Source organism: Neobacillus sp. MER 74 (assembly GCF_023714155.1).
Genome location: NZ_JAMAUV010000001.1, coordinates 468,274 through 493,321, shown reverse-complemented (window position 1 = coordinate 493,321; position 25,048 = coordinate 468,274). Strand labels below are relative to the sequence as shown.

The 25,048-nt window shown below is 36.7% G+C and carries 28 protein-coding genes; 19 read left to right on the top strand and 9 right to left on the bottom strand.

Annotation, left to right across the window (positions count from 1 at the left end; all coding sequences use genetic code 11):
- Positions 1-22: 22 nt before the first annotated feature.
- The gene (locus M3610_RS02385) at positions 23-1,264 is read right to left on the bottom strand and encodes an MFS transporter (protein ID WP_251456284.1); all 1,242 of its coding nucleotides are present in this window, start codon (positions 1,262-1,264) and stop codon (positions 23-25) included.
- A gap of 235 nt (positions 1,265-1,499) precedes the next feature.
- Here M3610_RS02385 and M3610_RS02380 point away from each other — a divergent pair, with 235 nt between their 5' ends.
- Positions 1,500-1,940, top strand: coding sequence for a MarR family winged helix-turn-helix transcriptional regulator (locus tag M3610_RS02380; protein WP_251456282.1), 441 nt, complete (start codon positions 1,500-1,502; stop codon positions 1,938-1,940).
- A gap of 103 nt (positions 1,941-2,043) precedes the next feature.
- Positions 2,044-3,738 carry a M3 family oligoendopeptidase gene (locus M3610_RS02375; RefSeq protein WP_251456280.1) on the top strand — a complete coding sequence of 565 codons (1,695 nt, stop codon included), beginning with the start codon at positions 2,044-2,046 and terminating at the stop codon, positions 3,736-3,738.
- A 50-nt stretch (positions 3,739-3,788) separates the two neighbouring features.
- On the opposite strand, the gene M3610_RS02370 is transcribed toward M3610_RS02375, so the two are convergent.
- Positions 3,789-5,942 carry an ATP-dependent Clp protease ATP-binding subunit gene (locus tag M3610_RS02370; protein WP_251456278.1) on the bottom strand — a complete coding sequence of 718 codons (2,154 nt, stop codon included), beginning with the start codon at positions 5,940-5,942 and terminating at the stop codon, positions 3,789-3,791.
- 193 nt (positions 5,943-6,135) lie between these two features.
- Here M3610_RS02370 and M3610_RS02365 point away from each other — a divergent pair, with 193 nt between their 5' ends.
- Positions 6,136-7,185 carry a YkvI family membrane protein gene (locus M3610_RS02365; protein ID WP_251456276.1) on the top strand — a complete coding sequence of 350 codons (1,050 nt, stop codon included), beginning with the start codon at positions 6,136-6,138 and terminating at the stop codon, positions 7,183-7,185.
- 32 nt (positions 7,186-7,217) lie between these two features.
- Here M3610_RS02365 and M3610_RS02360 read toward each other — a convergent pair whose 3' ends face one another.
- On the bottom strand, positions 7,218-7,829 hold the full coding sequence (locus M3610_RS02360; protein ID WP_251456274.1) for a CPBP family intramembrane glutamic endopeptidase: 612 nt from the start codon (positions 7,827-7,829) through the stop codon (positions 7,218-7,220).
- Positions 7,830-7,974: 145 nt separating this feature from the next.
- Here M3610_RS02360 and M3610_RS02355 point away from each other — a divergent pair, with 145 nt between their 5' ends.
- Entirely contained in the window at positions 7,975-8,094 is a 120-nt protein-coding gene (locus M3610_RS02355; protein WP_222127323.1) for a DUF6254 family protein, read from the top strand.
- Positions 8,095-8,164: 70 nt separating this feature from the next.
- On the opposite strand, the gene M3610_RS02350 is transcribed toward M3610_RS02355, so the two are convergent.
- Positions 8,165-8,353: a YkvS family protein gene (locus M3610_RS02350; RefSeq protein ID WP_026566278.1), complete on the bottom strand. Its 189-nt coding sequence runs from the start codon at positions 8,351-8,353 to the stop codon at positions 8,165-8,167.
- A gap of 250 nt (positions 8,354-8,603) precedes the next feature.
- Here M3610_RS02350 and M3610_RS02345 point away from each other — a divergent pair, with 250 nt between their 5' ends.
- The 9 genes from M3610_RS02345 (at position 8,604) to M3610_RS02305 (ending at position 15,082) form a co-directional block, all read left to right on the top strand.
- Complete coding sequence (locus tag M3610_RS02345; protein ID WP_098572576.1) at positions 8,604-8,798, top strand: hypothetical protein; 195 nt, start codon at positions 8,604-8,606, stop codon at positions 8,796-8,798.
- 412 nt (positions 8,799-9,210) lie between these two features.
- Positions 9,211-9,477: a phosphocarrier protein HPr gene (locus M3610_RS02340; protein WP_026566280.1), complete on the top strand. Its 267-nt coding sequence runs from the start codon at positions 9,211-9,213 to the stop codon at positions 9,475-9,477.
- Positions 9,477-11,189, top strand: a complete 1,713-nt coding sequence (gene ptsP, locus M3610_RS02335) for a phosphoenolpyruvate--protein phosphotransferase (RefSeq protein ID WP_251456272.1) — start codon at positions 9,477-9,479, stop codon at positions 11,187-11,189. The genes M3610_RS02340 and ptsP overlap by 1 nt, the downstream gene beginning before the upstream one ends.
- 235 nt (positions 11,190-11,424) lie before the next feature.
- Complete coding sequence (locus M3610_RS02330; protein ID WP_180230028.1) at positions 11,425-11,571, top strand: hypothetical protein; 147 nt, start codon at positions 11,425-11,427, stop codon at positions 11,569-11,571.
- 107 nt (positions 11,572-11,678) lie between these two features.
- On the top strand, positions 11,679-12,314 hold the full coding sequence (locus M3610_RS02325; protein WP_098572578.1) for an FMN-dependent NADH-azoreductase: 636 nt from the start codon (positions 11,679-11,681) through the stop codon (positions 12,312-12,314).
- A gap of 126 nt (positions 12,315-12,440) precedes the next feature.
- Positions 12,441-13,226: an SDR family oxidoreductase gene (locus M3610_RS02320; protein ID WP_251456270.1), complete on the top strand. Its 786-nt coding sequence runs from the start codon at positions 12,441-12,443 to the stop codon at positions 13,224-13,226.
- Between the two features lie 87 nt (positions 13,227-13,313).
- The gene (locus M3610_RS02315; protein WP_251456268.1) at positions 13,314-13,787 is read left to right on the top strand and encodes a hypothetical protein; all 474 of its coding nucleotides are present in this window, start codon (positions 13,314-13,316) and stop codon (positions 13,785-13,787) included.
- Between the two features lie 162 nt (positions 13,788-13,949).
- Positions 13,950-14,828 carry an NAD(P)-dependent oxidoreductase gene (locus M3610_RS02310; RefSeq protein WP_180230037.1) on the top strand — a complete coding sequence of 293 codons (879 nt, stop codon included), beginning with the start codon at positions 13,950-13,952 and terminating at the stop codon, positions 14,826-14,828.
- 74 nt (positions 14,829-14,902) lie between these two features.
- Positions 14,903-15,082 carry a hypothetical protein gene (locus M3610_RS02305; RefSeq protein ID WP_144548723.1) on the top strand — a complete coding sequence of 60 codons (180 nt, stop codon included), beginning with the start codon at positions 14,903-14,905 and terminating at the stop codon, positions 15,080-15,082.
- A gap of 50 nt (positions 15,083-15,132) precedes the next feature.
- Here the strand turns inward: M3610_RS02305 and M3610_RS02300 are convergent, their stop codons facing one another.
- From M3610_RS02300 to M3610_RS02280, 5 genes are all read right to left on the bottom strand, one after another.
- Entirely contained in the window at positions 15,133-16,287 is a 1,155-nt protein-coding gene (locus tag M3610_RS02300) for an aminotransferase A (protein ID WP_098572736.1), read from the bottom strand.
- A gap of 158 nt (positions 16,288-16,445) precedes the next feature.
- Positions 16,446-16,646 (bottom strand): hypothetical protein, encoded by a 201-nt coding sequence (locus M3610_RS02295; protein WP_098572582.1) that lies wholly within the window; start codon positions 16,644-16,646, stop codon positions 16,446-16,448.
- A 155-nt stretch (positions 16,647-16,801) separates the two neighbouring features.
- Positions 16,802-17,278, bottom strand: coding sequence for a YkyB family protein (locus M3610_RS02290; protein ID WP_098572583.1), 477 nt, complete (start codon positions 17,276-17,278; stop codon positions 16,802-16,804).
- A 184-nt stretch (positions 17,279-17,462) separates the two neighbouring features.
- Entirely contained in the window at positions 17,463-18,338 is an 876-nt protein-coding gene (locus tag M3610_RS02285; RefSeq protein WP_251456266.1) for a metallophosphoesterase, read from the bottom strand.
- Between the two features lie 156 nt (positions 18,339-18,494).
- Complete coding sequence (locus M3610_RS02280) at positions 18,495-19,343, bottom strand: C39 family peptidase (protein WP_251456265.1); 849 nt, start codon at positions 19,341-19,343, stop codon at positions 18,495-18,497.
- A gap of 139 nt (positions 19,344-19,482) precedes the next feature.
- Here M3610_RS02280 and M3610_RS02275 point away from each other — a divergent pair, with 139 nt between their 5' ends.
- The 6 genes from M3610_RS02275 to dapD all read left to right on the top strand — a co-directional run bounded on the left by M3610_RS02275 (position 19,483) and on the right by dapD (position 25,030).
- Positions 19,483-20,694 carry an EAL domain-containing protein gene (locus M3610_RS02275; RefSeq protein WP_098572585.1) on the top strand — a complete coding sequence of 404 codons (1,212 nt, stop codon included), beginning with the start codon at positions 19,483-19,485 and terminating at the stop codon, positions 20,692-20,694.
- A 221-nt stretch (positions 20,695-20,915) separates the two neighbouring features.
- Positions 20,916-21,152 carry a YkuJ family protein gene (locus M3610_RS02270; protein ID WP_026566292.1) on the top strand — a complete coding sequence of 79 codons (237 nt, stop codon included), beginning with the start codon at positions 20,916-20,918 and terminating at the stop codon, positions 21,150-21,152.
- 150 nt (positions 21,153-21,302) lie between these two features.
- Complete coding sequence (gene cbpB / locus M3610_RS02265) at positions 21,303-21,755, top strand: cyclic-di-AMP-binding protein CbpB (RefSeq protein WP_251456264.1); 453 nt, start codon at positions 21,303-21,305, stop codon at positions 21,753-21,755.
- 55 nt (positions 21,756-21,810) lie between these two features.
- A complete protein-coding gene (locus M3610_RS02260) occupies positions 21,811-23,322 on the top strand; it encodes an MDR family MFS transporter (protein WP_251456261.1) in 1,512 nt (503 codons plus the stop codon).
- 33 nt (positions 23,323-23,355) lie between these two features.
- Positions 23,356-24,243, top strand: coding sequence for a transcriptional regulator CcpC (locus M3610_RS02255; RefSeq protein WP_285850881.1), 888 nt, complete (start codon positions 23,356-23,358; stop codon positions 24,241-24,243).
- Between the two features lie 76 nt (positions 24,244-24,319).
- A complete protein-coding gene (dapD, locus tag M3610_RS02250) occupies positions 24,320-25,030 on the top strand; it encodes a 2,3,4,5-tetrahydropyridine-2,6-dicarboxylate N-acetyltransferase (RefSeq protein ID WP_098572589.1) in 711 nt (236 codons plus the stop codon).
- Positions 25,031-25,048: the final 18 nt, after the last annotated feature.

The window sequence follows — 25,048 nt, the reverse complement described above, 5'->3', positions numbered from 1 at the left end:
GGATGGGCTCCGTGCCCATCCTTTATTTTTCCTGCTTATTCCATTCCAAAATCTTCTTATCGGTCGGAAGAAGGAAAGCTATTATACCAAGTATTGGGAGCACTCCGAGCCATCGGATCATTGATTGCAGTCCAATCCAGTCTGCAATATAACCAAGGCCTACAGAACTAATTGCCCCCATACCAAATGCAAGGCCAACTGTTAATCCTGACATCGTCCCAATTTTACCTGGGACTAATTCCTGAGCGTATACTACCGTAACTGAGAAACTAGTCATTAAGATAAATCCAGTGATAATCAGGAAAATAAACGCCAGCGTGGGCGGTGTATACGGAATTAAAATAGAAAAGGGAACGGTCATTAACATTGAGATCGTAATAATGGTTTTCTTTCCAAAGCGATCTGAAAGCGGCCCTCCGAAAAAAGTACCAACTGCTCCCGAAACTAAAAAAGCGAAGAGGAAGAGCTGAGACTGTTTAATCGTCAAAGAATATTCCTTGATTGCATAAAAAGTGTAAAAATTTGTAATTCCAGAAGTGTACCAAGTTCTAGCAAAAATTAATAACAGAATCAAAACTAATGTAGTTTTTACCTCTTTCGTTAACCCTTTATTCGTTCCTGCACTAGATTTCTTTTTCTTTAATACATTTGGAGAAACTATTAATCTCTGATGGTACCAATTAGCGATATAGACTAATAAAATTACCGCAAGTGCGGCGACAACCGTAAACCAGGAAGCTCCAATTTGCCCTAGAGGAACTAAAATTAATGCTGTAATTAAAGGGGCTAGTGCCTGCCCTGTATTACCGCCGACCTGATATATGGATTGAGCCAATCCACGGCGATTTCCCGCTGCCATATAGGCAACTCTAGAACCCTCTGGATGAAATACCGCTGACCCAAGACCAATGAACAGAACTGACAGTACGATCAATCCGAAGCTTGAAGCAAATCCTAATCCAAGAATACCGACTAAAGTGAAAGTGAGCCCAACCGGCAGTGCGTAGGGCATTGGTTTTTTATCGGTAATAAAACCGACAATAGGCTGCATAACGGACGAAACCATATTTAAGGAAAAAGCAATTATCCCAAGTTGGGTAAAACTCAAGCCCATTGATTTTTCCAGAATAGGAAACATCGCAGGAACGACGGCCTGAATGGCATCATTTAATAAATGGCACAATCCAATAATAAATAAAATTTTGTAGATGGTTGCTTCAGAAGTATTGGGTTTGCGTGATGGTAAAACTGCTGATTGACTCATAAACATCCCTTCTTTATTAAAGTAGTTGTAAATATATGCTAACCTTATCTTACTATTGAAAGAGGGAAATAAGAAATATTTATTCTTTATTCAACAAAAATTCTTAGCTCCTCTTTGTTGGGTAAATTGACAACTAGTCAAAAATTCCTTATAATAATCTTGAAATCAAGATATTTATAAGAACCGGTCACTTATATTAATGAAATTTATATAAAACTAAAAGGATGAGTTTTTTATGGAAAATAATTCAACTGCTAATTCATTAAAGCTTTTTATCGTCCTTTCAAGAGCATATAAAGCTATTAACGAACATGTAAATAAAGTAATCCAGGCAAACGGGTTAAACCCTACGGAATTTGCTGTTCTAGAACTTCTGTATCATAAGGGTGACCAGCCCATGCAGCAAATTGGCGGGAAAATCTTGCTTGCAAGTGGAAGTATTACTTACGTGGTCGACAAGCTTGAACAAAAAGGAATGTTAAGAAGAATTGCCTGTCCGAAAGATCGCCGTGTCACTTATGCACAAATCACAGAAGACGGGAAAAAATTTATTCAGGAAATTTTCCCTGAACATGCAGAGCAAATCAATAGTCTCATGTCATCGCTTAGTGAATCTGAAAAACTAGAAGCGATTGAATTGTTAAAAAAGCTGGGAATACCTGCTGGTAAATTCTAATACGGTCATTTGGCCGTATTTTTTTTGTTGTCAGGAATGTTAAGCGATAGTATATAATAAAATAGGTGGAAATATTAGAAAAATTTACTAAGGGGTTGTTTCAATGGGGTTTGAAAACTATACATACATACGGCCAAATTTAGAAGAAGTAACTAAAAAATTTAATTCGGCAATTGAGAGTTTTAAAAACGCAACTTCACTAGATGAACAAAACGCGGTAATGAATGAGATTAATACACTAAGAAATGACTTGGGTACGATGTTCAATCTTTGTTATATCCGTCATTCCATTGACACGAATGATGAGTTTTACAAGGAAGAACAAGATTATATAGATGAAATTCAGCCTGAAGTGGAAGGGTTAGTGACAAAGTATTACCAAGTATTGGTTGATTCTAAGTTTAGGTCTCAATTAGAGGCAAAATGGGGGAAACAGCTTTTTGCCCTTGCCGAAGGACAGCTGAAGACATTCAAACCAGAAATCGTTCCATTACTTCAGAAAGAAAATCGATTGTCAACGGAATATACGAAGCTAATGGCATCTGCAAAGATTGACTTCGAAGGGGAAGAAAGAACTCTAGCCCAAATAGAACCGTTCGCTCAGTCAACGGACAGAGAAATGAGAAAAAGGGCAAATGAAGCGAAATTTGGATTTATGGTTGAGCATGAAGCAGAGTTTGATCGTATTTATGATGACCTTGTTAAAGTTAGGACTGAAATCGCTCAGAAACTAGGTTTTAAAAACTTTGTTGAACTTGGTTATTACCGGATGATGAGAACCGATTACAATGCAGAAATGGTTGCCAATTTCCGTAATCAAGTTAAGGAATATATTGTACCAATTGCAACAAAATTAAAGGCGCGCCAACAAGAAAGAATCGGTCTCGATAAACTTAAATATTACGACGAATCTTTTAATTTTCAAACGGGAAACGCCACTCCAAAGGGCACTCCGGAATGGATTATTGAAAATGGGCAGCAAATGTATGAGGAACTTTCACAAGAAACTGGGGCATTCTTTCAATTTATGCAAGAAAATAATTTGATGGATCTTGTAGCGAAGAAGGGAAAAGCTGGCGGTGGCTATTGTACTTTTATTGAAAATTATAAAGCACCTTTCATTTTTTCAAATTTCAACGGTACCTCTGGAGATATTGATGTTCTAACACATGAGGCTGGTCATGCATTCCAAGTTTATTCGAGTCGTCATTTTGAGATTCCTGAATATGCTTGGCCGACATACGAAGCATGTGAAATTCATTCCATGAGTATGGAATTTTTCACATGGCCATGGATGGATTTGTTCTTTAAGGAAGACACCGATAAGTACAAGTTTTCTCATTTAAGTGATGCCCTGTTATTCCTGCCTTACGGGGTATCCGTTGATGAATTCCAACACTGGGTCTATGAAAATCCAGAAGCAACCCCAATAGAGCGTAAGCTTCAATGGCGTGAAATTGAGAAGAAGTATTTACCTCATAAAGATTACGACGGGAATGAATACTTAGAAAATGGCGGCTTCTGGCAGCGCCAAGGACATATCTATAATTCACCGTTTTACTATATTGATTATACACTTGCACAAATTTGTGCTTTTCAATTCTGGAAGCGCTCGAGAGAAAATCAAGAAGAGGCATGGGCAGACTATGTTAAACTATGTAAATTAGGCGGTAGTATGTCATTCACTAAGTTAGTTGAAGCAGCGAATTTAATCTCGCCATTTGAGGCCGGTTGTATAGAATCCGTAGTGGGTGTGATTGAAAATTGGTTAAACTCTGTAGATGATAAAAAACTATAAATGAAAAAAGCGAAGCCCTTCTAGAATTTCTAGAAGGGCTTCGCTTTTATTTATTTAACCATAGTAACATGGGAAACAACTTTTAGCTCATCTTCTTCAACAATAGCAGTTAATTTTTTAATCTCTGGCTGCTCTAAGATAAAATCCGCTATTTTATCTTCAAGCTGCTCTTGGATGACACGGCGGAGCGGTCGTGCTCCGAAAGCTGGATGATATCCGAGCCTTGCGAGTTTTTCTTTCGCTTCTTGTGTCACCATTAATTCAATCTTTTGTGCCGTAAGCATTTCTTGTAACTCATTAATCATTAAATCGACAATATAAAGGATATGCTCTTTGCTGAGTGAATTAAACTCAATGATACTGTCGAAGCGGTTCAGGAATTCAGGTTTAAAGAAACTGCCAAGTGAGTCAAGGATACTTGCTTCTTCAATCCCCTCGTTTGTACCGAATCCAACATGAACGGTCTTGTGGCCTACGCCAGCATTGCTTGTCATAATGATTACGGAATCCTTAAAGCTGACAATTCTTCCTTGACTATCCGTCAGGCGCCCATCTTCAAGAATTTGCAGGAATAGATGTTGAACATCTGGATGTGCCTTTTCAATTTCATCTAATAGAATAATGCAGTAAGGGTTTCTGCGTACTTTTTCTGTTAGCTGTCCTGCTTCTTCGTGACCTACATAGCCAGGAGGTGAGCCAATCAATTTAGAGATACTGTGTTTTTCCATGTATTCACTCATATCTAGGCGGATCATCGAATCCTTTGAGCCAAATAGTTCTTCGGCAAGTGTTTTAGTTAATTCTGTTTTACCAACTCCGGTGGGTCCAACAAATAAGAAGGAACCGATTGGGCGATGTTTTGATTTTAAACCGGCCCGACTGCGTCTAATTGCTTTCGCTACTTTATTTGCTGCTTTTTCCTGACCGATAACCTTAGACTTTAGATTTTCTTCTAAAGATTTCATTTTTAACTGTTCATCTTGTTGTAGTTTTCCAACTGGAATACCTGTTTTTTCTTCGATGATTTCTTGGATATGAGATACATCCACAAGAGGTCTCTCTATACCTGAAACCTTATTTAATGCTTTTTCCAGTTTGGCTTCTTCATCGCGAAGTGTAGCAGCCTTTTCATAATTCTCGCCTTTCAGTGCCTCTTCTTTTTCAACATCAATCTCTTTTAAGCGTTGTTCAATTTGTTCATTGTTTTGATAATCTGAATTAAGATTTAATTTTGAACCAGCCTCATCCAGTAAATCAATCGCCTTGTCAGGTAAGAAGCGGTCCTGGATATAGCGATGTGACAAGTGAACACAGGCAAGAATCGCTTGCTCGGAATAGTTTACTTGGTGATAATCTTCATATTTCTTTTGTATCCCTTTTAAAATTTCAATGGCAGCCTCTGGTGTTGGTTCAAGAACATGTACGGGCTGGAAGCGTCGTTCTAAAGCCGAATCTTTCTCGATTTGTCGATACTCCTTAAGTGTGGTTGCACCAACCAATTGAAGCTCACCGCGGGCTAAGGCAGGCTTTAAGATATTTCCTGCATCCATTGACCCTTCTGCGGAACCAGCACCAACGAGAAGGTGGATTTCATCAATAAAAAGAATAATATTTTTCCGGTCTTGTAATTCGGAAATGAGTTGTTTCATTCTCTCTTCAAATTGTCCGCGAATTCCTGTATTGGCAACGAGGGAAGCAACGTCTAGCAAGTAAACCTCTTTATTACGCAACTTACCAGGAACATCTCCTTCCGCAATTTTCTGCGCAAGACCCTCAGCTATCGCTGTTTTTCCCACTCCTGGTTCACCAATTAGGACAGGATTATTTTTATTACGTCTATTTAATATTTCGATAACACGCTTTACTTCTCCATCACGACCAATTACCGGATCAATTAATCCCGCTTTAGCCAGATGAGTTAAATTTCGTCCGAATTGATCTATAAAACTGCTATGTCCGCTTTTTCCACCAGTTTGTGTAACAGGTTGACTGATGTCATCTTTCCCATGGGCTGCACTTGACATGAAAAAGTCTTCGAATGGGAAACCTTGGAAAAAGTTCATATTTTGACCCAGCCCTGCTCCTAAAGATTGCTTTTCTTTTGCATAACATTTATGACAGAGTTTAATTTCCTTACGCTGCCCATTAATAATCATATTTAATTGTACGTTTGCATTATTTTCATTACATTGTTGACAAAGCATAAGTAAATAACCTCCTATTAAATTATGAAATAATATTGTTTGACTTTGACTATATTTGACCTTATGTCGATAGTATACTCTGACCTTTTTTGACTTTCAAGAGAAATGTTTTGGCAATGCTTTCTAATTAAGGAAAAAAAGCTCGTCTTTGTTTGTCCCTATCATCATATATTGATGATAAGGAGGAGATGATGTGAAGAGGGAATGGACGCAAGCGTTTCAGATAGCTGCAGTCTATGTAGGGACTGTAGTAGGGGCTGGTTTCGCCACGGGAAAAGAAATCGTTGAATTTTTTTCACGGTTTGGTTTCTTTGGCTTAATAAGTATAATAATGAGCGGATATCTCTTTATTTCATTGGGGTCGAAATTAATGAGAATGGCTGCACATATAAATGCAAAATCCTATCAAGAGTTTAATGAGTATTTGTTTGGCAAATGGCCAAGTCGTGTCATTAATATCTTTATGCTTTTTATGCTTCTTGGAGTTAGTGCAGTCATGCTTTCCGGAGCAGGGGCTGTATTTGAGGAGCAGTTAGGTTTGCCAAAAGCGGCCGGCGTTTTCTTGACCATTTTTTTATCCTTTTTAGTCATGTTAGTTGGAACAAAAGGTCTTTTTGCAGTTAATACATTTGTTGTTCCACTTATGATAACTTTCAGCCTTATCTTAATGCTCTTTTCAGTGCAAATGCCCCACTTTATCGATCAATTACTTTTTATTCCGCATGCGGATGATGGCTGGAGGAGTGTCATCGCCCCATTTTCTTATGTGGCTTTAAATCTTGGCCTATCTCAAGCAGTTTTAGTGCCAATTGCTACAGAGGTGAAGGATGATTGGACGATTAAATGGGGAGGAATTCTTGGAGGGGCTGCTTTAACTATAATCTTAATTGCAAGTCACTTTTCGTTAATCATGCTTCCTAGTTTAGAAATATATAACATCCCAATGGCCATTGTCATGAAAAATTTAGCCCCATTTTTATTTTGGATTTTTGTTCTAGTTATTTATGGAGAAATTTTCACCTCTGTGATTGGAAATGTGTTTGGACTCGATCGGCAGTTGAAACAATATTCGTCTATTCCGACAATCCTATCTGTAACACTCATTTTTGTTGTTTCTTATTTAATCAGCCTTGTAAATTATGGGACGCTGCTCTCCTATTTATATCCTTTGTTTGGGTATATTTGTATGATTTTTTTTATTTTACTTTGGATAAAGCCATTACCAACAAGTGTCAAAAAATAAAAAAAGCAGTTGTTCAGGAGAGCAACTGCTTTTTAATGCAAAGGTAAGAAAATAAACATCATCAAATCAAAAATGATATGAGAAACAATCACCAAAGGCATACTTTTTTTCCAGAGGTACAGATATCCCCAAGCGAAACCAGAAATAAAGGCCGCAAGTACTAATAAAAATGAGCCGGCATAAATATGGACAGAAGCGTACAGGATTGACGCTGCCAAAATACTGAACCCAGGCTTAAACATTTTGCTCAATCTTTTTTGGATAAACCCCCGCCAGAAAAGTTCTTCTCCTGGGGCTGCAACTAATACAAGGGCAATATATTGCCAAAATATTGTAGGAGCAAACCATTTATATAGGTTCCTAAGACTTGTATCATAGGGTAGATGCAGGAGCTTCATTCCCCGAATCCCAAGCCAAAAGATACTATATAATAATAAACCGGTAAGTGCCCCAAGAAAAATATACTGAATAAAGGATACGTTATCATCCACCTCTTCTTGAAACATAGCATATGCGATTAAGATTAAAATCGAACCAGCAAAAATATACCAAAAGATCACTTTATCATGAAATGAAAAAAATAAAAGTATATGTGCAATAATTAATCCAATTAGTACGCGCGGGTCTTGGAAGAATATCTTCATTACGCGATCTCCTTTTTACAAAACATAAAATATATTTTATCAAATAAGTTTTTCGAATGGAAATCATTACATCTCAAATTTTACGGTTTCGTTAGGTTAGAACATAAAGAAAAGAAAAAAATAAAAAAGGAAGGGAGTGAAAGAAATGAGCAAATCAAAAAGTGAACAAGAAAGAGAATGGACTGTCCGGAAGCAAGATCAAAATCCACATGGAAAAGTAAAAACAAAAAAGCAATTGGCAAATGAAGCTGGAAAAGGCCAATAACTATTTTGGCTAATGTCAAAAAAGAAAAGGCAGCCATAATAAGGGCTGCCTTTTCTAGGATACTATTATTTTAATAAGCGCTTTCTTTTATAACTTTATAGTTTTTGTGATTGACAACAGTCCGCTGATCCAATTCTAAATCACGATAATTATCCATAACTGTTAGGTCGACAATGACAGAATTTTCATTTACCTTTTCAACAATCCCTTTCAAGCCACCACGGAATTCTATGATATTTCCAACTTCTGCTTTTCTCATAATGTCTCTCTCCTTTACCTCAAAAACTATAAATAAAATCCAGTTAAATAACAGTTTGCACTACTTTTTTCGTTTCGTAAAGCCTTTTATTTGACAATTATGTTAATTCTTTATTAACAATATAATTATATGAGAAAAAAGGCAACAAAAGAATAGAAAACGCTTTCAAATATAGCTGAAGAAATTTACAATGCTGGCTTAAGGAAAGGCGGTTGCGTTAAAATAAAATCAGGTGAAGGTGGTGTTTGGAATGACAGAAGAAATGATTACAGATATATTGAATCGCCTCATGTCAGGGGAACTTTCTGAGTATTATGTCACAAATGATCAGTTTATGGAATTTCGTCAGGTGCTAGTGAAAAGGGCAGACTTTAAACATTTCCGCGGGATTGGTCAAAGGGGCGGAGATGTATTGTATCAATATCTAGAGGAGCCAAGAAGTTAATGGCTGACACAGAAGAACTCTCACAATAGGGAGTTCTTTTTCTATATAGTAATAAAAAATCCGGATAACTAAAATGCTGTAGAAGTTATGTTGAAGGATTTTTTATGTTTATTAAAAAAATGAAAGATTTTGATTGTTTTTGACAGATTTGTGACATAAAATATAAATTAGCTTTTTCAGTTGTTTGAATATGAAGAAAATGATATTCTAGCAATTGTATAAATCAAAACATTATCATCAGAGTAAATAAGCATTACATGTTTGTTTCTTTTTGGGAAAAAATAGTTGGAAAGAAATGATTTTACTATTACTCTTTAGTTAGTTATTGATTTAGTTGACTAAATGATGAGAAATGTTTATTTTTAATGAAGCAAGTTTTATCTTATATAAATACTAAAGGAGTTTGATTAGCATGTCAGAAAAACAATTTAAAATAGTCGCAGAAACAGGAATTCACGCTAGACCAGCAACTTTATTAGTTCAAACAGCAAGCAGATTTGATTCTGAGATTCATTTAGAATATAAAGGTAAAAAAGTTAACTTAAAATCAATTATGGGCGTTATGTCTTTAGGTGTTGGCCAAGGAGCTGATATTACCATTTCTGCAGAAGGAAACGATGCAAACGATGCATTAAATAGCCTTGAAGAGACATTGAAAAAAGAAGGATTGGCAGAATAATGACTTTTTTACAGGGAATAGCCGCATCAAACGGGATCGCTATTGCAAAAGCATACCGTCTTGTTGAACCAGATTTATCTTTTGAATCAAGAACAATTGATGATGCTGCTGCTGAGGTTGACCGTTTCCGCAAGGCTATAGAGAAATCTAAAACAGAACTCGAAGCAATTCGTGACCGTGCAAAAGTAGACCTTGGAGCTGATAAAGCAGCGATTTTTGAAGCACATCTACTTGTATTAAGTGACCCTGAATTAAATTCACCAATTGAAGATAAAATTCAGTCTGATAAAGTAAATGCTGAATCTGCATTAAAGGAAACAGCAGATATGTTCATTATGATGTTTGAACAGATGGATAATGAATATATGAAGGAACGTGCAGCAGATATTCGTGACGTAACGAAGCGTGTATTAGCCCATTTATTAGGTGTGCAGCTTGTTAATCCAAGTATGATTGCTGAAGAAGTGATTATTGTTGCTGAAGACTTAACTCCTTCCGACACAGCACAATTAAACAGACAATTTGTCTTAGGATTCACAACAAACATTGGTGGACGTACCTCTCATTCAGCTATCATGGCTCGTTCAATGGAAATTCCAGCGGTAGTTGGAACAAAGGCAGCGACAGAGGAAATCAATAATGGAGATCTTGTTATTGTTGATGGACTTAAGGGTGAGGTACATATTAACCCAACACCTGAGCTTGTTGAACAGTACCGTAAAATTCATAATGAGTACGAAGTTCAAAAAGCCGAATGGGCCAAGCTTGTTAATGAACCAACTGTAACAAATGATGATCACCATGTTGAGTTAGTAGCCAATATCGGAACTCCCAAGGATTTAAAAGGAGTTATTGAAAATGGCGGTGAGGGTGTAGGTCTATATCGGACTGAATTCCTCTATATGGGAAGAGATCAACTTCCAACAGAAGAAGAACAGTTTGAATCCTACAAGGCTGTTTTAGAGGGTTTAAATGGTAAGCCAGTGGTTGTTCGTACCCTGGATATTGGTGGAGATAAGGAACTTCCTTACTTGGATCTTCCAAAGGAAATGAATCCATTTTTAGGCTTCCGTGCAATTCGCTTATGTTTAGAAGAGCAAGGCATCTTCCGAACTCAGCTTAGAGCACTGTTACGTGCGAGCAACTATGGAAACTTAAAAATCATGTTCCCAATGATTGCAACACTAGATGAGTTCCGTGCTGCCAAAACAATTCTTGAAGAAGAAAAGCAAAAACTTCTTGCAGAAGGCCAGAAAGTTGCTGAAGGTATTGAACTTGGTATTATGGTTGAAATTCCGTCAACGGCCGTCTTAGCGGATCAATTTGCAAAAGAAGTAGACTTCTTTAGTATCGGTACAAATGATTTAATTCAATATACAATGGCTGCAGACCGAATGAATCAGCGTGTCTCTTACTTATACCAGCCATATAGCCCATCCATTTTACGATTAGTAAAAATGGTTATTGATGCAGCACATGCACAAGGAAAATGGACAGGTATGTGCGGGGAAATGGCAGGAGATGAAACAGCTATTCCAGTTCTTATTGGACTCGGACTTGATGAATTTTCAATGAGTGCTACATCAATTTTAAAAGCTCGTTCTCAAATCAGGAATTTGAAAAAATCTGATATGGAGAAGCTTGCTCAAGAAGTTTTAAATATGCAAACAACTGATCAGGTTATCGAAGCAGTTAATGCTGCAACAAAGTAAATATATGAAACAGAAAGACCGGCTGAAGATTAGCCGGTCTTTTTGTTATGCATACATATATTTTTTTGACTTTTCATATATTTGTCATTTTTATTATCGATCTTTGAGTATAATAAGTAATGCTAAATACCCTTTTTTATGGAAGTTCTTTTGGGTGGTTGATAGACAAAATCAGGAAATATATTAGGTGATAATTATACATACTATAGTAGTAATGGCGGAGGTGAAAGGACATATGGAACAAAAACCTGTACATTATGATGGGAGTTCACTACTAGGTCAGGCAACAAATGAGTCATTGGTTAATGAAACATTCCAGATGACTGATGAAATGAGAAGTAATATTGGTCGGAACCCTTACTCCCTTGATACAAATGAATAAATAATGGAAGAAAAAGGATTTGTCTTCGGGCAGATCCTTTTTGATTATTTTCCTGCCTTTAAACTGATAATAATAATGTCTTTATTCAAATGAAAGGTGGAGCATGAATGGTACGCGTTTTGTATATCACGGCACATCCTCACGATGAAACACAATCCTATAGTATGGCAGTAGGTAAGGCTTTTATTGATAGCTATAAACAAGTTAATTCTGGTGACGAGGTTATACATTTAGATTTGTATAAAGAAAATATACCTCATATTGATGCTGATGTATTTAGCGGATGGGGGAAACTCCGTTCCGGTCAAAGCTTTGATGAACTAACAGGAGAAGAAAAGCAGAAAGTCAGCCGCCTTAACGAGTTAAGTGAGCAGTTTGTGAGTGCCGATAAATATGTATTTGTCACGCCTCTATGGAATTTCTCATTTCCACCCATTATGAAGGCATATCTTGATTCAGTAGCAGTTGCAGGAAAGACCTTTAAATATACGGAAAAAGGTCCAATAGGTTTGTTAACTGATAAAAAAGCCTTGCACATACAAGCACGAGGTGGATTTTACTCAGAGGGGCCTGCAGCAGAGATGGAAATGGGGCACCGGTATATTAGTGTGATGATGAGTTTCTTTGGAGTTCCTTCTCTTGAAGGATTGTTTGTAGAAGGTCATAATGCTATGCCTGACAAGGCGCAAGAAATTAAAGAAAATGCAATTGCAAGAGCAAAAGATTTGGCACATACCTTTTAAAGACCACTCTAGTTTTTGGAAAAGAGGCAGAATAAATCTGTCTCTTTTTTTATGAAATTTTACCAAGTATTCCCTCAATATATCCTGTATACTAGTAGTAGATTTATGAAGGAGGAATCGAACACGATGGAGTTGAATTTAACTGGTAAAACAGCTTTGGTTGTTGCTTCGAGCCAGGGTCTAGGGTTTGCAATAGCTGAACGTTTAGTAAAAGAGGGAGCAAATGTTATGATTTCTGGACGTGACGAGGAAAAGCTAAGACAGAAAGCAAGTCAGCTTGAATCTCTCGGAATGGGAAAAGTAGCCTACCAAAAAACTGACATAATGAATGTAGAGGATATTAATCAGTTGGTAAAAGTAACTGCAGATACATTTCAAAGTATCGATTTGCTAGTGAACAATGCTGGAGGTCCCCCTGCAGGTTCGTTTGAGGAATTAACAGATGATGAATGGCAGAGTTCCTTTGAATTGAATTTATTATCATATGTTCGATTGATTCGTGCAGCATTGCCCTATTTAAAACAACAAGGCGGGAAAATTCTTAACATCGCATCTACTTCAATTAAAGAACCGATTCCAGGATTAATACTCTCAAACACTTTCCGGACTGGCATTGTTGGGCTTTCAAAGACACTAGCGTCTGAGTTAGCTCCATATCATATTTTAATTAATACGATTGCACCTGGTCGGATTGCCACGGACCGCGTTAATCATTTAGATCAAGTAAACGCAGATAAATTAGGGGTTGACAGAGAAACCATTGCATTGAAGGCCAAGGAAGGAATTCCTTTAAAGAGATACGGTACTCCTGAGGAATTTGCAAATGTTGCGGCATTCCTATTATCTGATGCTAATTCTTATATGACAGGCAGTTCATTTTTAGTAGATGGAGGGATGATCAAAGCAATTTAAAAAAAGTTTTTTCCTATATTAACCTTTCTTTACGTTTATTACCGATGTATTTTGGCGATGGTAAAAATATTAAGGGAGTGTTATTACATGCTGAAAAATATTCGTTTCATGACTGTTTTGCTCTTGGTTCTATGTGGGTCCATGCTAATGAGTGGCTGTGGTTTACTGTTTTCCAATGAATTAATTGTCAATCGTTATGCAGATGCTTTGTTGACAAAAAATAATGAATTACAGTTCCGTTTTCGAATTAACAATGATATATTATCAGGGCAGCAATTATATAAAGTGAAAGTAACTATTCATGATGATAAACTAGCAGCCGCAATTGGTAAAAGAGAAATAGTATACGGCGAAGATCAAGTGTTAAACGGTGAATATTTAGAAGTAAAAGGAAAAAGCGAAAAATATATTTTTATGGACCCGCTTCCACTAAAAGAAGATTTACATATTCATGAACTTAAAAACATGATTGAAAAGAATAATGCGGTTTCGATTGAAGTCTTTAATAATCAAGAAGTATTCGGACGTGTCTATCTCACAAACTTTTCATCAGAGTTGTAATTTATGATTATGTTGGAATGAAAAAGGGCAAAATAAAGATGTGCATAATATTGGAGATGGAGCACAAAGACTGGAGCGATTGGGACGCTCCGGTTTTTTTTTGCGATATTTTTAATAGATAATGCTAAAATAAATAAGAAAATAAACATGAGAGGGATGATGATGTTGCTTTCACCAGAAAATACGGTGGTTGGTTTTATTGGGACTGGGGTTATGGGAAAAAGTATGGCAGGTCATTTAATAAATGCTGGATACTCCTTAGTTGTTTATTCAAGGACAAAGGAAAAAGCACAAGAACTATTAGATCTAGGTGCAGATTGGGCTGCAACTCCCAAAGTGGTGGCAGAAAAAGCATCGGTGACATTTACAATGGTAGGTTATCCTACAGATGTGGAAGAAATATACTTCGATGAAGATGGTTTAATTTTTAATGGAACTTCAGGTAGTTACTTTATCGATATGACAACCTCCTCTCCTTCACTTGCGGTTAGAATTTATGAGGAGGCAAAGAAAAAAGGAATCCAGGCTATAGATGCACCAGTATCTGGTGGAGATGTGGGAGCGAAAGAAGCTAAACTCTCGATCATGGCTGGGGGTGAAAAGGAAGCATTTGAAGAGGTGCGGCCTATTTTAGAACTTCTTGGAACTAACGTAGTCTATCAAGGTAAACCTGGTGCAGGTCAGCATACAAAAATGTGCAATCAAATTGCGATTGCTTCAAATATGATGGGTGTCTGTGAAGCGATTAATTATGCTGAAAAAGCTGGTCTGGACCCTGAAAATGTCCTTAAAAGTATAACCACCGGAGCTGCTGGCAGCTGGTCGTTGAGCAATCTTGCTCCTAGAATGTTAGCAGGAAATTTTGAACCTGGTTTTTACATAAAGCATTTTATTAAAGATATGAAAATCGCGATAGATGAAGCAGAACGAATGGAGATGGAAGTGCCAGGTCTTTCCTTGGCAAAGTCTTTATATGATCAATTGGCAGAAAGAGGAGAAGAAAATAGCGGTACCCAAGCGCTTTATAAATATTGGAAGTGATAAATTGGATTGAATAAATTCCTCCTATCTATTTGAAACTATGAGAGATATCTTGATATAGGAGGAATTGTAACATGGCTAAAAGGACGAAAAAGAACGACGCTAAACAAAAGAATAAAAAGGGATTTGATTCTGCAGTTGCCAACGAAGAATTCGCCACTGAAATAGGTTCAGCAGCGGCAAATCAAGCTCATAAAGAAAAAGCAAAAAAAGAAAAAGCACCTAAAAATAATGGGAAATACAAAGGGCAGTAATACTTACATCTTAAGACCCTCACATTCATTGTGAGGGTCTTGAATTTTCCCTATTTCAAGTTTTTCAAGAATGGTTCTAGCCGGTTTAGGCCGAGTTCTAATAATTCCATCGAACAAGCAAACGATAAACGGAAATAGCCCTCTCCATATTCTGAGAAAGCACTACCTGGAACAACAGCCACTTTTGTATCTTGAACAAGCTTAAGGCAGAAATCAAAGCTGTTTAATGCGATGGTTTCAGGGATTTTTATAAAGAAATAGAATGCACCGTCTGGCTTAACTACATTAAGTCCCATAGCCGATAAACGCTTGTAAACATACTCTCTTCTTTTTAAATATTCTTCTTTCATAACAATCGCATCATCAATACCTGTTGTTAATGCCGCATAGGCTGCCTTCTGTGCTATGGAAGTGGCACAAGAAATATTATATTGATGAACCTTTAAAATATGTTTTGCGATGCTATCAGGGGCAAATAAAAAGCCGATTCTCCAGCCTGTCATTGAATGGGATTTTGATAAACCATTAATGAGGATGGTTTGTTCCTTTAGAAAAGCAGCAATTGACTTATGTGGCTGATCATAGGTAAGCTCGCTATATATTTCGTCAGCCAGGATAAAGATATTTTTATTCTTAAGATAATCGGCTATTTCTCTTAACTCTGATTCTGTAAGACTCACTCCCGTTGGGTTAGAAGGGTAGGGGAGTACGATACAGCGGGTCTTCTCAGTAATTAAGGGTTTAATCATTTCTAGAGTAAAGCGAAACTGATTTTGTCGAATATCGACATGGACTGCGGTTGCTCCCATCATATTAATAATTGGTTCATAGCCAGGGTAAATCGGCCCCGGTAAAAGAACTTCCGAACCCTCTGTTAAAATAGTCCGAAATGCAATATCGATTGCTTCGCTTGCCCCTGCAGTAACAATAACCTCTGATTCAGGTTTATAATCCAAGCCATATTTAGTTTTAACAAAATTACAAGCAGCTTCCCTTAATTCTATCGTTCCTGCATTATGGGTGTATGAAGTGAAGTTTTGCTTAATCGCATCAATACCGGCCATTTTCACATGCTCTGGAGTAGGAAAATCAGGCTGCCCAATCGTAAAGGAAATTAAGTCATCGACATCGGCTACCATATTGAAAAACTTTCTAATTCCGGAGATTTCGATATTTTTTACGCGTTGATTGATTAAATGCTCCAACATTGTCCATCCTTCCGAGTAAATCTTCATTTCTTTTTATGTATAAAATGATTATAGACTATTTTGGGGTGAAGATTCTACCAAACAGGAATGAAAAAACGATCTGAGCTCTCAGACCGTTTTTAGGGGGTGGGGGTGTTTATAAAAATTAAAATGTCTTAGTAGCCATAGTCCCAGTCAACTTCGTCTTCGTGCCAAAATACAGGTGATACAGCACCGAAATTAACTAATTTATTTTCGAGTTTGCAATGACATTGTTCACAACCACACTGTTCTTTAATTTCTTCATAAATAGAATGATCAACATCTTCAATAAATGTAACATTTTGCTCCTGAAAAAGAATCGCAGTTCCTTTCATTGGTAAAGCACCTCTTTGAATTATTTATCTATAACTGTATTGTAAATCTACTGTGAATACACGTCTATATTTTAGTGATATTGTTCACAAAATCATCACGAAGCTTTTGCGAAAAAGGACAGACGTGCCAAATGAAAAAGCCAGGAGACCTGGCTTCAAGAGTATCTTTCGCCTAATTTTTTGAAGATGGGTTTTTGATAGGTTTTGCTTTTTTTATTTTTCGGTGGAATTTGCTCAAGATCTGAAATACCTGTATAAAGTTGAAGTAATGCTTTTGCTGAATTAAGGGAAAGTGTTGCTTTTGGGTTTCTTACTCGTTCGTCTAATTTCCCAAAATGAGGTAGATTTAGAAAGTCAGTTTTCGTTGGAGGCATATGAAATGTGTACCTTCCACATTCAACTAGCACATCGGACTGCTGTTGACTATTTCGCGGATTTTCAGAAAAATGGAGACCCACTTTTTTCGCTTTACCTTCGTTAATTAATTTCTTAAGTGTTTCCTGTTTTAATTTGTACAATAATTTGGGATTAGGTGCTGTTTTGGCATGGCGATTCACAATAAAGATAGCTTGTGCGAGGTTGTCGATGGTTAGATTTAGATTGATTAGGGGGCCTTTCTGATCACGATTCAAAATATGTTCTCCTTTCAGTTATATAAAACATCTATATTATACCTTTTTTATTAAGAAAAAGGAATATAACGTTAATTTCATTGTAAAATATAAATAATTGAATGTACAAACATTATTGTAAAGAACTTTTTCTAATTTAAAAAAACTCCCCATCAAAAATAATGGAAAGGAGTTTTTTTTTTGATTATTTTTCGTGTCTACTAAGCGTAAAAATAGTTAACTCAGGTTTTGACAAAAAGCGAAAGGGGAGACGAGTGGTTCCAATTCCTCTGTTCACATAGAGTGATAGGGGGGAATCATCACCAACTGAATAAAGACCCTCTGGGTATAATTGGCCAAAGGGGGGAGTCACAAGTGCTCCCAAAAATGGGATTTTAATCTGTCCCCCATGGCTATGGCCGCTAAGTTGCCAATGGACCGGATATTGTGCCGCAGTTTGTGCAAGATCAGGGGCATGCGATAATAATAGTTTAAAAGTATTTTGAGGTACATTTCTTAATGCCAATGGCAAATTAGGATTCCCTAACATCGCATCATCAATTCCGAGTAAACAGATCATGCTTCCATCACTCATTTTAACTAGAGCTGATTCATTTAAAAGGACGTTGAAATTAGAGTTCTCCATGATATTTCTGTAAATATCAGAACCATATCCGCCATGATCGTGATTTCCAAAAATGCAGTATTTTCCAAGTGGGGCATGTAAACTTTTTAAAATCGGCAGCAATTTATTAATTTCTGTATATTGATTGGGCTCATCCATTAAATCTCCAGTAAACAAAATTATATCAGGTTGAAGACTATTAATTTTTTTTGCTAATTTAGTAAATTGGTGAAGACTATACTGAAAACCTAAATGAGTATCACTAAATTGTACTAGTTTTATCCCATCAAAGCTTTTTGGGATTAATGGATGTTTTATTTGAAGTTCTTGTATATCGAGTAAGGAAGGCTCTATTCGGTTAGCATATAGAAATCCACCCGAACTTAAGCCAAGAAGGGTAAGGACTGAGCCAAATGATCGTCTTAAAAACGTTCTCCTCGTCTGTTTTTTAGCCATTTTTTCTACCAGCCTATCTGTTATTTACCAAAAAAGCAGCATCTTTCTGTATTTTCATTAAAAACGATAAATAATGCAAGTGGAAAGGTACTTTGTATGTGTTTATTCATAAAAAGATAAAATATTCTTAAAAGCAGCCAAATTTGGCTGCTTTTCCTAATGGTAACTAACGGCTCGGCTTTTTAATGCTTTCCACGATGATATAAATTGTTGTTTACCAACCCGTACTTTTTTTCTACCTGAAAGGGGGTCATTCAAGTAGACATAATTGGTGTCATACCCTACTAAAACGACGGCATGTAAATCAAGGGGAGTTTTAATATATTGATTCCCATGGTACCATCCCTCCCAACGGTCAGGCAGGCGGTAATCCCCGGTTGTCCAAACTACAACAGGATATCCTGCAGATACATGTTCTAATACTTGATCGAAGGGCTTGTTTGTTAAATTAACCGCTCTTCCAGGAAGTTTTTGGTTGATTAAATCAATCATTGGTTGGTCAAACACAGCATACCCTGCTCTTCGGCCAGTCATATCCCCAACAAAGCCATCAGCAGGGTTTCCCCAACGTAAAATATCACCCTTTGGTGATTTGATTAACGGGTCTGAATCTTTCCGAACAGATCTGTAAAGGTCGAACTTGCTTGTTTTTACCCCGGCATAATTTAACACCATTGCAAGACTTGTGACTTCACAACCGTATCGTAACTCAGGATTTTGCTTTATTAGCACTACATTCAGCATTACGGATTCTTTTTTCTTTTGGGTGGTAGTAACCGACTTGCTTTTATTTACTTTATTCTTAACATTTATCACTTGCTCTGTTACATCGTGAATATTGTAAGGAGTACTATTTAACTTAGGTGCTGAAGAGTTGGGTGTGCTCTCTTCTACTGTTACCGCGGAGAGAGGCTGTTTAATTTCAATGTTATCATTGGTATCAGCATCAAAATGGCTACATCCAAACATAGGAAGGATCATGGTTAATAAACAAAGTCTTTTCAAAACATATCCTCCTTATCATACAACTTGGGTATAGGATATGATTGTTTCTAGGCGGTTATAATGGTATCCTTTTGGAAAAGAACGATAAACTTTACATAAGCGTATGGTATAATAAGAAAAAATTTTTGGAGGTACTTGGATGGATGCTTTGGAAATACTATCGGATCTTGAAAATGTATTTCCCTATTTTCAACCGATTTTTAGTGCCGATCAACAAAGTGTAATTGCCTATGAGGTCTTAGGGAGATATAAATCTGAAGAGAATATCATTAGTTTAGGGAACTTTTTTCAAGATGATCAAATTCCTGATGAATATAAATACGAAGTAGATTTGTTATTAGTTAAAATGGCGCTAGAAAAAGCACTGACCCTAGATGAGGATGTAAGTATATTTTTAAATAGACATGCTGATTTATTAATGTACGGGCATGGTGAGCCTTTCTTACAAGAACTGCTCTCTTTTGAAAAAAAAGGGTTTAATCTCACTCGAATTGTCCTTGAAATATCTGATCGGAATTATTCTGGGGATTTAAATCAATTTGATCACTTACTGCAATATTATCGAACATATGGAATAAAAATAGCCATTGCAAGAATTGATAGTGAAAGTCATTATTTTGAACGGATTGGGCAGCTGGAACCAGATATTTTGAAAATTAACTTACAGGCTTTAAAATCAACATCAACAGGAATAAATTTTAATGATGTATTGTATTCGTTATCCCTGCTGGCAAGGAAAATAGGTGCAACCCTCTTGTTTGAGAATATTGAGATGAGTTATCAGCTGCAATTTGCATGGAAAAATGGCGGCCGCTATTATCAGGGATATTATTTACATCCGCCTGCACCTGACTTTATTCAACATGATTTGTTGAAAGAGCGATTAAAAGATAAGTTTCATGACTTTATTTCCTATGAAAAAAAGAAATTAGAGGCTGTTTATACGACTGCAGAAACCTTTCAAGCTAAGGTTCAAGAGATTGTGATGAAAAACAGGAATGGAACATTTCAAACCCTTTTTCAGGCTTTAATAAAAGAATTAGACCAGATAGCTTTTAGGATGTATGTCTGTGATGAGGATGGCTTCCAGAAATCTGTCAATATTTTCAAAGGGATAGATGGATGGATTGAACAAGCAGAATACATTCATAAGAACTGGAGCTGGCGGCCATATTTTTTAGAAAATATTATTAAAATGAGAAATGAGCGGAAAGGGATCTTATCTGACTTATACTCTGATATAGAAACTGGAGAAACCATTCGTACTTTTTCTTTTCCTATGAATGGGGATGATTATTTATTTATTGATATTGCCTATCAATACTTATTCCAAAACGATCAATTACTTTAAAGGATTGTTATATGTTTAATACCCAAAATTCAGTCACATAGAAAAAATTACCCTATTTTATTATTTTTACTTGGACAAATGGTCAGTGTTATTTTATTCTTTTAATATTGGCATATTTAATTACGTCTGGAAAATTGTGAAAGTCATCCACTCGGATAGAAAAATGCTAAATGAGAAATATAATTGTAGATGTTTGTTTGGTTGGAAAGGAGTCGAAGCATATGTCACAGCTTCAAGGTATATTAACGAGGTTAAAAAATCTTCAGGAAACAGCAAATAGTGGTGAACCAGCACAACGCTATTTCGAAGTAAACGGAGATCGGAAGTGTCAAGTAACATTTCATCCGAAAACGGAGACATTTGAATTAGAGGTCTATAATGAAAAGGAAAAACCAAAACGTTATCAATTTGATAATATTGATATGATTACAATTGAAATTTTTGATTTGATTCAATAAGGGACCTTAAGGGTTCCTTTCTTTTTCATGTCGTGCACAATGGTGCAGGAGGAGGAAACGTTTCCAACGTTACGGTACCAAATTTAACACAGACTCCTGGATACTATGGTAGAATGTAACTGTAGAAAAACAAATTGAGGAGTTACGGCGATGATCAGTCTTCCTAACGATGAATTTTTAAAATTAACGATAAAAGAATTAATGATCCCCTCTGAACGGGTCGCGCATGTGCAAATTGGGAATAACCTCGAACATGCCTTATTAGTTTTAACAAAAAGCGGTTATACGGCAATTCCTGTGTTAGATCCCCATTACAAACTTCATGGGTTAATTAGCACACCAATTATTATGGATTCAATTCTAGGATTAGAGCGAATTGAGTTTGAACAACTTGAAAGAAAGCGTGTAGAAGAGATTATGAAAAGCTCGGTACCACGCGTGAAGATTTCGGCATCAATTAAAACATGTCTTGAGTTACTTGTTACTCAACCTTTTTTATGTGTAGAGACAGAAGATGGTTATTTTGAAGGAATATTACCAAGAAGCACTTTATTAAATCAATTAAATAAAATAATTAACAAAATTCAAAACACTGAAAAATAATGCTTATAGGCTCCCAAAATGGGAGCTTGATTTTTTTAACGTTTGAGGTGGTAATATGAGTATCCCTACTGGAAAGATTACCAAAGAAAGTTCACGAAAAAAGCAAACAAAAAAACCACTAGTATTAGCATCAGTGATGTTAGCAATGTTTATGGGAGCGATTGAAGCCACGATTGTTTCCACTGCTATGCCGGCCATAGTTGCAGACCTAGGCGGATTCACCCTTTATAGCTGGGTATTTTCTGCGTACTTATTAATGAATTCTGTAACCGTGCTAATCTATGGGAAATTATCTGACTTATTCGGTCGGAAACCAATACTTACAATCGGTATTATATTCTTTTTAATCGGTTCGATACTATGTGGGTTTGCTACTTCCATGAAAATGTTGATAGTATTCCGTTTGATTCAAGGGTTTGGCGCTGGGGCTGTAACGCCAATCGCGACAACCATCGTTGGTGATATCTACACTACTGAGGAAAGAGCGAAAATTCAGGGATATCTATCTAGTGTTTGGGGTATTTCGGCAATTACAGGACCAGCAGTTGGGGGATTACTTGTTCAATATGTTAGCTGGCATTATGTTTTCTGGATTAACATTCCACTTGGGATTCTTTCATTAGTGGGTCTCTGGATGTTTTTACATGAAGATATCAGTAAGAAAAAACATGAGATAGATTATCTTGGTGCGCTATTGATGACGTTCATGATCTCTTCGCTGATGTTTATTCTTGTGGAGGGTGGAAGCCGCTTTGCTTGGGATTCATGGCAGACACTTAGTTTATTTGCATTTTGTGCCTTAACATTCCTTTTGTTCGTGCTTCAAGAGAGCCGTGCTAAGGAGCCGGTTATGCCATTTTCGCTATGGAAAGAACGTTCAATTCTTATCGCTAACACAACATCGCTTACAACAGGTATTATGTTAATTGGAATCTCCAGCTTTTTACCAACATTTGTACAAGGTGTGATGGAACAAACCCCTATTGTCGCAGGATTTACATTGACAACGATGTCAATAGGCTGGCCTATCGCATCCACTCTAGCAGGACGATGGTTAATTACCATTGGCTATCGAAAAACTTCAATTATTGGCGGGGTGTCCTTAATCATCGGCAGTATAACTTTTGTGACAATGTCAGCATCATCTGGGCCGTTATGGGCAGCGTTGGGTTCATTTTTGGTAGGATTAGGGATGGGCTTAACATCAACAGCATTTATTGTCTCGATTCAAAGTACTGTTAGTTGGGAACAAAGAGGAATCGCCACCGCATCTAATATGTTTATGCGGAATCTTGGAAATACAATTGGTGCCGCATTACTAGGAGGTATCCTAAATAATCGGCTAAGTCAGTATTTCAGCCAAAATAGACATTCATATTCAGTGGATGATGTCAATATCCTCTTAAAATCTACTGAACGAGACCAACTCTCAGAATCAGCCCGAAGTATCTTACAGAATGGATTGACCCATTCCCTTCACTTTGTTTATTATGTTGTCCTTGCATTTGCTGTTATTAGTTTACTATTAATATTATTTATACCGAAAAAGATTGATAGCTCTGTGTAACTTTCACAGGGCTTTTTTTAAGGAGTGGTCCGTTTGTCCTCATTATCTGAATTTCAGCTACTATCTGTATTGGCTCAGGAAATGAATATGCGAAAGGCGTCGGAACGACTATTTGTTTCACAACCCGCCCTTTCACAACGCTTGCAAACAATTGAAAAAGATTGGGGCACTAAACTATTTATTCGCTCACAAAAAGGTTTATCACTAACTCCTGCTGGTGAACATGTTATTCAATTTGTCAATGATGTACTTACCAAGCAAGAAAAGGTTCGTGAAACTATTTATTCTCTCCAATCGGGGGTGTCAGGCACTTTAAAAATTGCTGTTGCTTCGATTGTAGGGCAAAACTGGCTTCCGCAGGTGTTAAAGAAATTTATTGATAGATACCCTCAAGTTAAGATTTCATTAGTGACCGGATGGAGCAGCGAAATTTTAAAATTCTTATATGAGGACCAAGTTCATATTGGAATTATTCGGGGAACTCCTGATTGGAAAGGGGTTAAGGTTCACCTTTTTAATGACCCGTTATATTTAGTTGACAGGGAAATTACTAGTCCTGAACAAGTGTTACATACAGACCGTCCCTTCATTCAATTTAAAAGTGATTCAAATTATTATCAAGAAATTCAGGATTGGTGGATGAGAAATTTTAAGACTTCACCAAAAAGAACAGTAGTCGTCGATCAAATTGAAACCTGTAAACAAATGGCATTTAATGGTATCGGTTATGCCATACTACCGGCGATAACATTAACGAAAACTGACAGGGAAATTTTCAAAATACCGCTTGTTGATGAGAATAATCACCCCTTAAAACGTGATACATGGCTTTTGGGCTATGAATCAGCCTTTCAACTAAAGCAAGTTAAAGCTTTTGTCGAATTAATTAAGGAATATATCGCAGAATCTTCAGAAGAATAAGGTGGTTTTTCCTTGTTTTCAGTTCTTTTGTTTGATAAAGTAATTTTTAGTAACGACAACAATAGGGGGCCTACTAATGAAAATGATGGATGCAAATGAAATTATTTCTTTTATTCAAAATAGCAAAAAATCTACACCAGTAAAGGTTTATGTAAAAGGTCAATTAGAGGGTATTGATTTTGGTAATGATACAAAAACTTTTATTAATGGGAATACTGGTGTTCTTTTTGGTGAGTGGTCTGATATTAATGAAATATTAGAAGCGAATAAAGCAAATATTGAAGATTATGTAGTTGAAAATGACCGCCGTAATTCTGCAATCCCTTTATTAGATATGAAACATATTAATGCGCGAATCGAGCCAGGAGTCGTTATCCGTGATCAAGTAGAGATTGGGGATAATGCAGTAATTATGATGGGGTCTGTTATCAATATTGGTGCTGTGATTGGCGAAAAATCCATGATTGATATGGGTGTTGTCCTTGGCGGCAGAGCGACAGTTGGAAAGAATTGTCATATTGGAGCTGGAACAGTATTAGCGGGAGTAATCGAACCACCATCTGCTAAGCCAGTTGTAATTGAAGATGACGTTCTTATTGGTGCAAATGCCGTCGTCCTTGAGGGAGTAACAGTTGGACAAGGTTCAGTAGTTGCTGCTGGTGCAGTAGTTACTCAAGATGTAGCGCCGTACACAGTTGTAGCTGGTATGCCTGCTAGGAAAATAAAAGACATCGATGAAAAAACAAAATCGAAAACTGAAATTATGCAAGAACTTCGACAACTATAAAAGCGGAATTGCCTAGAG

What these genes read in the sequence shown, in the direction of transcription:
- cbpB (WP_251456264.1), top strand. Translation starts at nt 21,303, where the DNA reads ATGATCAGTCTTCCTAACGATGAATTTTTAAAATTAACGATAAAAGAA.
- M3610_RS02385 (WP_251456284.1), bottom strand. Translation starts at nt 1,264, where the DNA reads ATGAGTCAATCAGCAGTTTTACCATCACGCAAACCCAATACTTCTGAA.
- M3610_RS02310 (WP_180230037.1), top strand. Translation starts at nt 13,950, where the DNA reads ATGTTGCTTTCACCAGAAAATACGGTGGTTGGTTTTATTGGGACTGGG.
- M3610_RS02275 (WP_098572585.1), top strand. Translation starts at nt 19,483, where the DNA reads ATGGATGCTTTGGAAATACTATCGGATCTTGAAAATGTATTTCCCTAT.
- M3610_RS02325 (WP_098572578.1), top strand. Translation starts at nt 11,679, where the DNA reads ATGGTACGCGTTTTGTATATCACGGCACATCCTCACGATGAAACACAA.
- M3610_RS02350 (WP_026566278.1), bottom strand. Translation starts at nt 8,353, where the DNA reads ATGAGAAAAGCAGAAGTTGGAAATATCATAGAATTCCGTGGTGGCTTG.
- M3610_RS02285 (WP_251456266.1), bottom strand. Translation starts at nt 18,338, where the DNA reads ATGGCTAAAAAACAGACGAGGAGAACGTTTTTAAGACGATCATTTGGC.
- M3610_RS02360 (WP_251456274.1), bottom strand. Translation starts at nt 7,829, where the DNA reads ATGAAGATATTCTTCCAAGACCCGCGCGTACTAATTGGATTAATTATT.
- M3610_RS02340 (WP_026566280.1), top strand. Translation starts at nt 9,211, where the DNA reads ATGTCAGAAAAACAATTTAAAATAGTCGCAGAAACAGGAATTCACGCT.
- M3610_RS02260 (WP_251456261.1), top strand. Translation starts at nt 21,811, where the DNA reads ATGAGTATCCCTACTGGAAAGATTACCAAAGAAAGTTCACGAAAAAAG.
- M3610_RS02320 (WP_251456270.1), top strand. Translation starts at nt 12,441, where the DNA reads ATGGAGTTGAATTTAACTGGTAAAACAGCTTTGGTTGTTGCTTCGAGC.
- M3610_RS02380 (WP_251456282.1), top strand. Translation starts at nt 1,500, where the DNA reads ATGGAAAATAATTCAACTGCTAATTCATTAAAGCTTTTTATCGTCCTT.
- M3610_RS02375 (WP_251456280.1), top strand. Translation starts at nt 2,044, where the DNA reads ATGGGGTTTGAAAACTATACATACATACGGCCAAATTTAGAAGAAGTA.
- M3610_RS02355 (WP_222127323.1), top strand. Translation starts at nt 7,975, where the DNA reads ATGAGCAAATCAAAAAGTGAACAAGAAAGAGAATGGACTGTCCGGAAG.
- M3610_RS02295 (WP_098572582.1), bottom strand. Translation starts at nt 16,646, where the DNA reads ATGAAAGGAACTGCGATTCTTTTTCAGGAGCAAAATGTTACATTTATT.
- M3610_RS02305 (WP_144548723.1), top strand. Translation starts at nt 14,903, where the DNA reads ATGGCTAAAAGGACGAAAAAGAACGACGCTAAACAAAAGAATAAAAAG.
- ptsP (WP_251456272.1), top strand. Translation starts at nt 9,477, where the DNA reads ATGACTTTTTTACAGGGAATAGCCGCATCAAACGGGATCGCTATTGCA.
- M3610_RS02345 (WP_098572576.1), top strand. Translation starts at nt 8,604, where the DNA reads ATGACAGAAGAAATGATTACAGATATATTGAATCGCCTCATGTCAGGG.
- M3610_RS02330 (WP_180230028.1), top strand. Translation starts at nt 11,425, where the DNA reads ATGGAACAAAAACCTGTACATTATGATGGGAGTTCACTACTAGGTCAG.
- M3610_RS02315 (WP_251456268.1), top strand. Translation starts at nt 13,314, where the DNA reads ATGCTGAAAAATATTCGTTTCATGACTGTTTTGCTCTTGGTTCTATGT.
- M3610_RS02270 (WP_026566292.1), top strand. Translation starts at nt 20,916, where the DNA reads ATGTCACAGCTTCAAGGTATATTAACGAGGTTAAAAAATCTTCAGGAA.
- dapD (WP_098572589.1), top strand. Translation starts at nt 24,320, where the DNA reads ATGAAAATGATGGATGCAAATGAAATTATTTCTTTTATTCAAAATAGC.
- M3610_RS02370 (WP_251456278.1), bottom strand. Translation starts at nt 5,942, where the DNA reads ATGCTTTGTCAACAATGTAATGAAAATAATGCAAACGTACAATTAAAT.